7 protein-coding genes are annotated in these 7,151 nt (G+C 75.1%); 4 read left to right on the forward strand and 3 right to left on the reverse strand.

The annotated features are described in order from the left end of the window. Together serB and VER05_RS12275 are read right to left on the reverse strand one after the other, a co-directional pair. Nucleotides 1-476, reverse strand: a 476-nt coding sequence (gene serB / locus VER05_RS12270; RefSeq protein ID WP_414647616.1) for a phosphoserine phosphatase SerB, incomplete at its 3' end; no start/stop codon positions are given. An 88-nt stretch (nucleotides 477-564) separates the two neighbouring features. Next, a complete protein-coding gene (locus tag VER05_RS12275; RefSeq protein ID WP_324845631.1) occupies nucleotides 565-1,806 on the reverse strand; it encodes a glucose-1-phosphate adenylyltransferase in 1,242 nt (413 codons plus the stop codon). A 70-nt stretch (nucleotides 1,807-1,876) separates the two neighbouring features. Here VER05_RS12275 and glgA point away from each other — a divergent pair, with 70 nt between their 5' ends. Beyond that, nucleotides 1,877-3,097 (forward strand): glycogen synthase, encoded by a 1,221-nt coding sequence (gene glgA / locus VER05_RS12280; RefSeq protein ID WP_324845632.1) that lies wholly within the window; start codon nucleotides 1,877-1,879, stop codon nucleotides 3,095-3,097. Between the two features lie 35 nt (nucleotides 3,098-3,132). Here glgA and VER05_RS12285 read toward each other — a convergent pair whose 3' ends face one another. After that, nucleotides 3,133-3,957: a hypothetical protein gene (locus tag VER05_RS12285; RefSeq protein WP_324845633.1), complete on the reverse strand. Its 825-nt coding sequence runs from the start codon at nucleotides 3,955-3,957 to the stop codon at nucleotides 3,133-3,135. 55 nt (nucleotides 3,958-4,012) lie between these two features. Between VER05_RS12285 and VER05_RS12290 the strand changes: the two genes are divergently transcribed. From VER05_RS12290 to VER05_RS12300, 3 genes are all read left to right on the forward strand, one after another. Beyond that, nucleotides 4,013-4,798, forward strand: a complete 786-nt coding sequence (locus tag VER05_RS12290) for an ABC transporter ATP-binding protein (protein ID WP_324845634.1) — start codon at nucleotides 4,013-4,015, stop codon at nucleotides 4,796-4,798. Between the two features lie 170 nt (nucleotides 4,799-4,968). Continuing rightward, complete coding sequence (locus VER05_RS12295; protein WP_324845635.1) at nucleotides 4,969-5,451, forward strand: NfeD family protein; 483 nt, start codon at nucleotides 4,969-4,971, stop codon at nucleotides 5,449-5,451. A gap of 73 nt (nucleotides 5,452-5,524) precedes the next feature. Next, entirely contained in the window at nucleotides 5,525-6,760 is a 1,236-nt protein-coding gene (locus VER05_RS12300; RefSeq protein WP_324845636.1) for an SPFH domain-containing protein, read from the forward strand. Nucleotides 6,761-7,151 lie beyond the last annotated feature (391 nt).

The following is a 7,151-nucleotide window of genomic DNA, read 5'->3' on the forward strand; positions in this document are numbered from 1 at the left end:
CCGTCGCCGATCGCCACCGTCCGGTCGAGCGGCACCCCCGCGCCGGCCGCGAACTCCCGCAGCGTGCGCGCCTTCACGGCCCGGTCGACGACCTCGCCCGCCACCCGCCCGGTGAGCGCCCCGTGCTCCACCTCGAGCGCGTTCGCGTGGAACCGGGGGATGCCGAGCCGCCCGGCGAGCGGGCCGACGACCTCGACGAACCCGCCGGACACCAGCCCGACCGGCCAGCCGCGCCGGTCCAGCTCCGCGAGGAGCTCGACGGCGCCGGGCGTCACGACGACCTCCGCCAGCACCGCCTCGAACACCGACACCGGCAGCCCCGCCAGCGTCGCGACCCGGGCGCGCAGCGACTCCGTGAAGTCGAGCTCCCCGCGCATGGCGCGCTCGGTGATGTCGGCGACCTCGGCGCGGGAGCCGGCGTGCTCGGCCAGGAGCTCGACGACCTCCTGGGTGATGAGCGTCGAGTCGACGTCCATGACGACGAGGCGGGTGGGTCGCGGCAGGCTCACCCGGGCAGGCTAGCGGGACGCGTCCCGCCTGTGCCGGACGCGTCCACGCCCGCGCTCACAGCTCGATGACGGCGCCCTTCGGCACGACGGTGATGCCCGACTCCGTCACGGTGAACCCGCGCTCCAGGTCGTGCTCCCGGTCGATGCCCACCCGTGCCCGCTCGTGCACCACGACGTTCTTGTCGAGGATCGCGCGGTGCACCTGGGCGTACCGGTTGACGATGACGCCGTCCATGAGCACGGAGTCGGTGACCTGCGCCCAGGAGTGCAGGTACACGCCCGGCGACAGCACCGAGCCCGACACCGTCGCCCCGGACACGATCACGCCCGGGGACACGATCGAGTCCGCGGCGTGGCCCAGGCGCCCGGCGCCGGCGTGCACGAACTTGGCCGGCGGCAGGCCGGTGTAGCCCGTGTACAGCGGCCAGGCGTCGTTGTAGAGGTTGAAGACCGGCTCGATCGAGATGAGGTCCTGGTTCGCGTCGTAGTACGAGTCCAGGGTCCCGACGTCGCGCCAGTACTGCCGGTCCCGGTCGGTCGACCCCGGGACGTCGTTGTTGATGAAGTCGTAGACGGCCGCGGTGCCGCGCTCGACGAACGCGGGGACCAGGTCGCCGCCCATGTCGTGCCGGCTGCTCGGGTTCTCCGCGTCCTCGGTCACCGCGCGGATGAGCGCGTCGGTGTTGACGACGTAGTTGCCCATCGACGCCAGGATCTCGCCGGGGGAGTCCGGCAGCCCGACCGGGTCGGCCGGCTTCTCCCGGAACGCGGTGATCTTCGTCGGGTCGTCCGCCGCGGTCTCGATGACGCCGAACTGGTCGGCCATCGCGATCGGCTGCCGGATGCCGGCCACCGTCATCTCGGCGCCGGTCGCGATGTGCTGGTCGACCATCTGCGAGAAGTCCATGCGGTACACGTGGTCGGCGCCGACCACGACGACGATGTCGGGCCGCTCGTCGTCCAGGATGTTGAGGCACTGGTAGATCGCGTCGGCGCTGCCGAGGTACCAGTGCTTGCCGACCCGCTGCTGCGCGGGCACGGGGGACACGTAGTTGCCGAGCAGGGTCGACATGCGCCAGGTCTTCGACACGTGCCGGTCGAGGCTGTGCGACTTGTACTGGGTGAGCACGATGATGTGCAGGTACCGCGAGTTCACGAGGTTCGACAGGGCGAAGTCGACCAGGCGGTAGATGCCCCCGAACGGGACGGCGGGCTTGGCGCGGGCGGCGGTCAGCGGCATGAGCCGCTTGCCCTCTCCACCTGCGAGGACGATTGCCAGGATGCGCGGCGCTGCCATGTGCCGACCGTAGTGCCACCACCTGCGTCTCGGCGAGGCGAACTTGCCGTTCCGCGCTAGCGTGTCGCGCGTGAGAGTCGACCTGCTGACCCGGGAGTACCCGCCCCACGTCTACGGGGGCGCCGGCGTCCACGTGGCGGAGCTCGCCGCGGTGCTGCGACGCAGCGTCGACGTGCGGGTGCACTGCTTCGACGGCCCGCGCGACGAGTCCGGCGTGACCGGCTACGACGTGCCCGCCCCGCTCGGCGACGCCAACCCGGCGCTGGCCACCTTCGGGGTGGACCTGGCGATCGTCGACGGCGTGGGCCGGGGGGAGGGGCCGGCGACCGACCTGGTGCACTCGCACACCTGGTACGCCAACCTGGCGGGCCACCTGGCGTCGCTGCTGCACGGGGTCCCGCACGTCGTCTCGGCGCACAGCCTGGAGCCGCTGCGCCCGTGGAAGGCCGAGCAGCTCGGCGGCGGCTACGTGCTGTCGTCGTGGGCCGAGCAGACCGCGTTCGAGTCGGCCGCCGCGGTGATCGCCGTGAGCGCGGGCATGCGCGCGGACATCCTGCGCTGCTACCCCGCGATCGACCCGGAGAAGGTCCGCGTCGTGCACAACGGCATCGACCTGGCGGGCTGGCGCCGCCCGGAGACGGACGACGAGTGGGCCACGGCCCGGGACGTCGCCCGCGCGAACGGGATCGACCCGGACCGGCCGGCGGTGGTGTTCGTCGGGCGGATCACCCGGCAGAAGGGCCTGCCCTACCTGCTGCGCGCGGCCGAGTCCCTGCCGCCCGAGGTGCAGCTCGTGCTCTGCGCCGGGGCGCCGGACACCCCCGAGATCCTCGCCGAGGTCACCGGGCTGGTCGAGCAGCTGCGCGCGAAGCGGGACGGCGTGGTGTGGATCGAGCGGATGCTGCCGCGGGACGAGCTCGTCGCGGTGCTCGCGACCGGCACCGTGTTCGCCTGCCCGTCGGTCTACGAGCCGCTGGGCATCGTCAACCTCGAGGCCATGGCGGTCGGGCTGCCCGTCGTCGGCACCGCGACGGGCGGCATCCCGGAGGTCGTCGACGCCGGGGCCACCGGGTGGCTGGTGCCGATCGAGCAGGTGCAGGACGGCACCGGCACGCCGGTCGACCCCGACCGGTTCGTCGCCGACCTCGGCGCGACGCTCGCGGAGGCCGTGTCCGACGCGGAGCGCGCGCGGGCCTGGGGCGTCGCCGCGCGGCGACGGGTCGAGGACCACTTCTCCTGGGACGCGATCGCCGACCGGACGCTCGAGGTGTACCGCTCCGTCCTGCGCTGAGGCGCGGGGCGGGCGGGGCCGCCGGGGTCGGGGCCTCAGCCCCGGCGCGGGTCGGGCGCGTCGTGCGCCGGGTGCGTCGCGACCGCCAGCGCGCGGCGCGCCGCCCGGTCGACGTCCCGCAGCGCCGTGGTCCGCTGGTCGGCCTGCCACAGGTTCACCGCCGCGCCGTCGTCGGCGGCCGCGATGTCGACGATCGCGCGCAGCCGCAGCGCCGAGCCGATCACCCGCACCTTGCGCGGGTCGAGCCCCGGCGGAAGCACGCGGCGCGCGTCCGGGGTGTCCCGCAGCGCCGCGATCTTCTCCGCCGCGTCCGGCCGCCAGCGGGCGACGTCGAGCGTGGTCAGCGCCTCGGTCGCCCGGGTCAGCGCGGTGGTGAGCTCGCGGTCCGCCTCGGCGAGCGTGCCGACGTGCCCGACGAGGGCGGTCCGCCACGGCGCGACCGGGTGCACCTCCCACGTCACGAGGTGCCCGGCCTCGTAGACGCTGCCGAACACCTCCACCCGCGGCACCGCGGCGAAGTCGCCGTCCGGCGTGCTCACGAGCACGGCCTCGCCGGCCTGCTGCGCCGCGCCGGCCACCGACGCCGGCGCGCCCGCGGGGTCGCCGGGCGCCGGGAGCACCGCGGCGACGACCCGCGGCCCGCTCGCCCACGCCGCCACGAGGTCGGCGAGCGTCACCGAGCCCCGCGCGCCGTCGTCGAGCCCGGGCACGTCGGCGCCGGGGACGACGACCCGGTGCGGCTCGTCGTCGCCCTGGACGGCGGCGAGGGTGCGCTGGACGGGGTCGGCGCCGGCGCCCGCGTGGTCGAGCCAGAGGGCGAGGCGCACGGAGCGGGGCAGGGCGAGGGCGGTGCGGTCCACGCCACCAACGTACGTCCACGTCCGGGCCGCTCCGGGCGGCTAGGGTCTGGTGTCCATGACCGACGTGCTCGACCTGCAGGACGTGACCATCCGCCGCGGCACCACGACGATCCTCGACGGGCTGTCCTGGACGGTCCGCGAGGGCGAGCGCTGGGTGGTGCTGGGCCGCAACGGCGCCGGCAAGACCACGGTGCTCCAGGTGGCCTCCGGCCGGATGCACCCGACGTCCGGCACCGCCGACCTCCTGGGCTCGCGGCTGGGCCGGGTCGACGTGTTCGAGCTGCGGCCGCGGATCGGCCTGGCCAGCGCGGCGCTCGCGGAGCGCATCCCCGGCGGCGAGGTCGTCAAGGACGTCGTGCTGACCGCGGCGTACGGCGTGACCGGCCGGTGGCGCGAGGCGTACGAGCAGGTCGACGAGTCCCGGGCGGCCGACCTCATGGCCGCGTTCGGCGTCGAGCGGTTCGCCGACCGGTTCTACGGCACGCTGAGCGAGGGCGAGCGCAAGCGGGTGCAGATCGCCCGGGCGCTCATGAGCGACCCGGAGCTGCTGCTGCTCGACGAGCCCGCCGCGGGGCTCGACCTGGGCGGCCGCGAGGAGCTGGTCGCCGCGCTGGCCGAGCTGGCCGCGGACCGCCGGTCGCCGGCGCTCGTGCTGGTCACCCACCACGTCGAGGAGATCCCGCCCGGCTTCACGCACCTGCTGCTCCTCGCCGACGGCAAGGTGCACGCCGCGGGGCCGGTCGACGAGGTCCTCACCTCCGACAACCTCACCGGTGCGTTCGGCACGCCGCTCGAGGTCGAGCGGTCCGGCGACCGCTGGACGGCTCGCGGACGGCGCTGACCTGGTTCATCCTGGTTCGTCCGGTCGGTCGACAGGCTCCCGGATTTCCTCACAGGTCGGTCAAGGGATCGTCTAGGATCGGTGGTGAGCGGCCGCTCGACGGTCGCCCGCACGTGAGGTGACGGACGGTGGTGCCCGGTCCCGGGCGCCCGGGCTGAGAGGGGCCGACGATGGACTGGCTGTGGTGGCTGGGCGGCGCGCTGCTGCTGGGCGTCGCGGAGATGTTCTCGCTGGACCTGATCTTCCTCATGCTCGCGGGCGGCGCCCTGGCCGGCGCGCTCGCCGCGGCGCTCGACGCCCCGCTGGCGGTGCAGATCGTCGTCGCGGCCGCCGCGGCGCTGCTGCTGCTGTTCGCCCTGCGGCCGTTCCTGCTGCACCGGCTGCGCGAGCGCACCCAGCTGGTCGAGACCAACTCGGCCGCGCTGGTCGGGCGGCCCGCCGTCGTGGTGGCCCCGACCGACGCGTCCGGCGGCCGCGTGAAGCTCGGCGGCGAGGTCTGGTCCGCGCGCTCGCTCGTCGTGGGCGCCGCGTTCGACACCGGCACCGAGGTCCGCGTCGCGCGGATCGACGGCGCCACGGCGGTCGTCGAGGCCGCCGGTGACCGGCCCGCGACCGACGGCTCGGGCGCGCCCGGCGCCCCCGCGGGCATCTGACGGACGGCGGCGGCCGACCGGTCGCCGCCGCGCACGTGCGGCCCCACCCGGGCCGCGGCTGGGAGGAGACGCAGTGGACGACCCGAGCATCGGCACGATCGTGGGGTGGGTGCTCCTCGCCATCCTCGTGATCTTCGTCGTGGTGACCCTGGCGCGGGCGGTGCGGGTCGTCCCGCAGACCGTCGCGCTGCTCGTCGAGCGGCTGGGCCGGTACCACCGGACCATGGACGCCGGCCTGCACCTGATCATCCCGTTCATCGACCGGGTCCGTGCGGGCGTCGACCTGCGCGAGCAGGTGGTGTCGTTCCCGCCGCAGCCCGTGATCACCTCCGACAACCTCGTCGTGAGCATCGACACCGTCATCTACTTCCAGGTGACCGAGCCCAAGTCCGCGGTGTACGAGATCGCGAACTACATCACGGGTATCGAGCAGCTGACCGTCACCACCCTGCGCAACGTCATCGGCTCGATGGACCTCGAGCAGACGCTGACCAGCCGCGACCAGATCAACGGCCAGCTCCGCGGGGTCCTCGACGAGGCGACCGGCAAGTGGGGCATCCGCGTCAACCGCGTCGAGCTCAAGAGCATCGACCCGCCCGCCTCCGTGCAGGGCGCCATGGAGCAGCAGATGCGCGCCGAGCGCGACCGCCGCGCCGCGATCCTCACCGCCGAGGGCGTCAAGCAGTCCCAGATCCTCACCGCCGAGGGTGAGAAGCAGGCCGCGATCCTCCGGGCCGAGGGTGCCGCGCAGTCGGCGATCCTCACCGCCGAGGGCGAGTCCCGCGCGATCCTCCAGGTCTTCGACGCCGTGCACCGCGGCGACGCCGACCCGAAGCTGCTGGCGTACCAGTACCTGCAGGCGCTGCCGAAGCTCGCGGCGACGCCGGCCAACAAGGTGTGGATCGTGCCGTCCGAGCTGACCGGCATGCTCGGCCAGTTCACCCAGGGCTTCGCGGGCGCGTTCGGCGGCGCCGGGGGCGCGGGTGCGGCCGAGGGCGACGCCGCGGGCTCGTCGGGCCGGGCGCGGGGCGAGTCCCCGCTCGGCCCCGACGACCTGCCGCCGGTCGCGCTGACCGACCCGAAGGAGGCGCTCGCCGAGGCCCGGCGGGAGTCCGAGGCCGCCACGGCGGACGCGACCAGCGCCGGCACGTTCAGCGGCCGGCCGTTCGACCCGGTCGCCGAGGCCGGGCAGCGCCCGCAGCCGGGCGCGACGCGGCGCGAGCAGCGGGACGCCGGCGAGGGCCAGCTGCCGCCGGTCCAGCCCGAGCCGCCGGCGCAGCCCGGCCCGGCGGCGCCGCCGGCGCCGTGACGCGGGGCCGCGCGGGCTGACGCGCGGGCCGCTCGACCACGACGACGCCCGTCGCACCCTCCGGGGGTGCGGCGGGCGTCGTCGCGCCCGGGCGCGGGGCGCGTCGGCCGGTGTGCGGGCGACGCGAGATGCGCCGAGATCGGTGGTTCGCGCCGAGATCGGTGGGTGGGACCACCGATCTCGGGCAGAACCGCCGATCTCGGCGGCGGCCGGGCGGCAGCCCGGCGGTCCGGCCGCCCCACCCCGAGATAGGACCTCCGCGCCGAAGTAGGACCGTCCGGGGCCCTATCTCGGCGCGACGGTCCTATCTCGGCGTGCGACCGGCCAGGGCGTCCGCGGCGAGGTCGGTGGTTCGGGACGAGATCGGTGGCTGGAAGCACCGATCTCGGGC

The sequence above is a fragment of the Cellulomonas sp. genome, assembly GCF_035634735.1.
Taxonomy (GTDB): domain Bacteria; phylum Actinomycetota; class Actinomycetes; order Actinomycetales; family Cellulomonadaceae; genus Cellulomonas.

Coding starts and splice junctions, on each gene's coding strand:
- VER05_RS12275 (WP_324845631.1), bottom strand. CDS start 1,806: ATGGCAGCGCCGCGCATCCTGGCAATCGTCCTCGCAGGTGGAGAGGGC.
- VER05_RS12290 (WP_324845634.1), top strand. CDS start 4,013: ATGACCGACGTGCTCGACCTGCAGGACGTGACCATCCGCCGCGGCACC.
- VER05_RS12295 (WP_324845635.1), top strand. CDS start 4,969: ATGGACTGGCTGTGGTGGCTGGGCGGCGCGCTGCTGCTGGGCGTCGCG.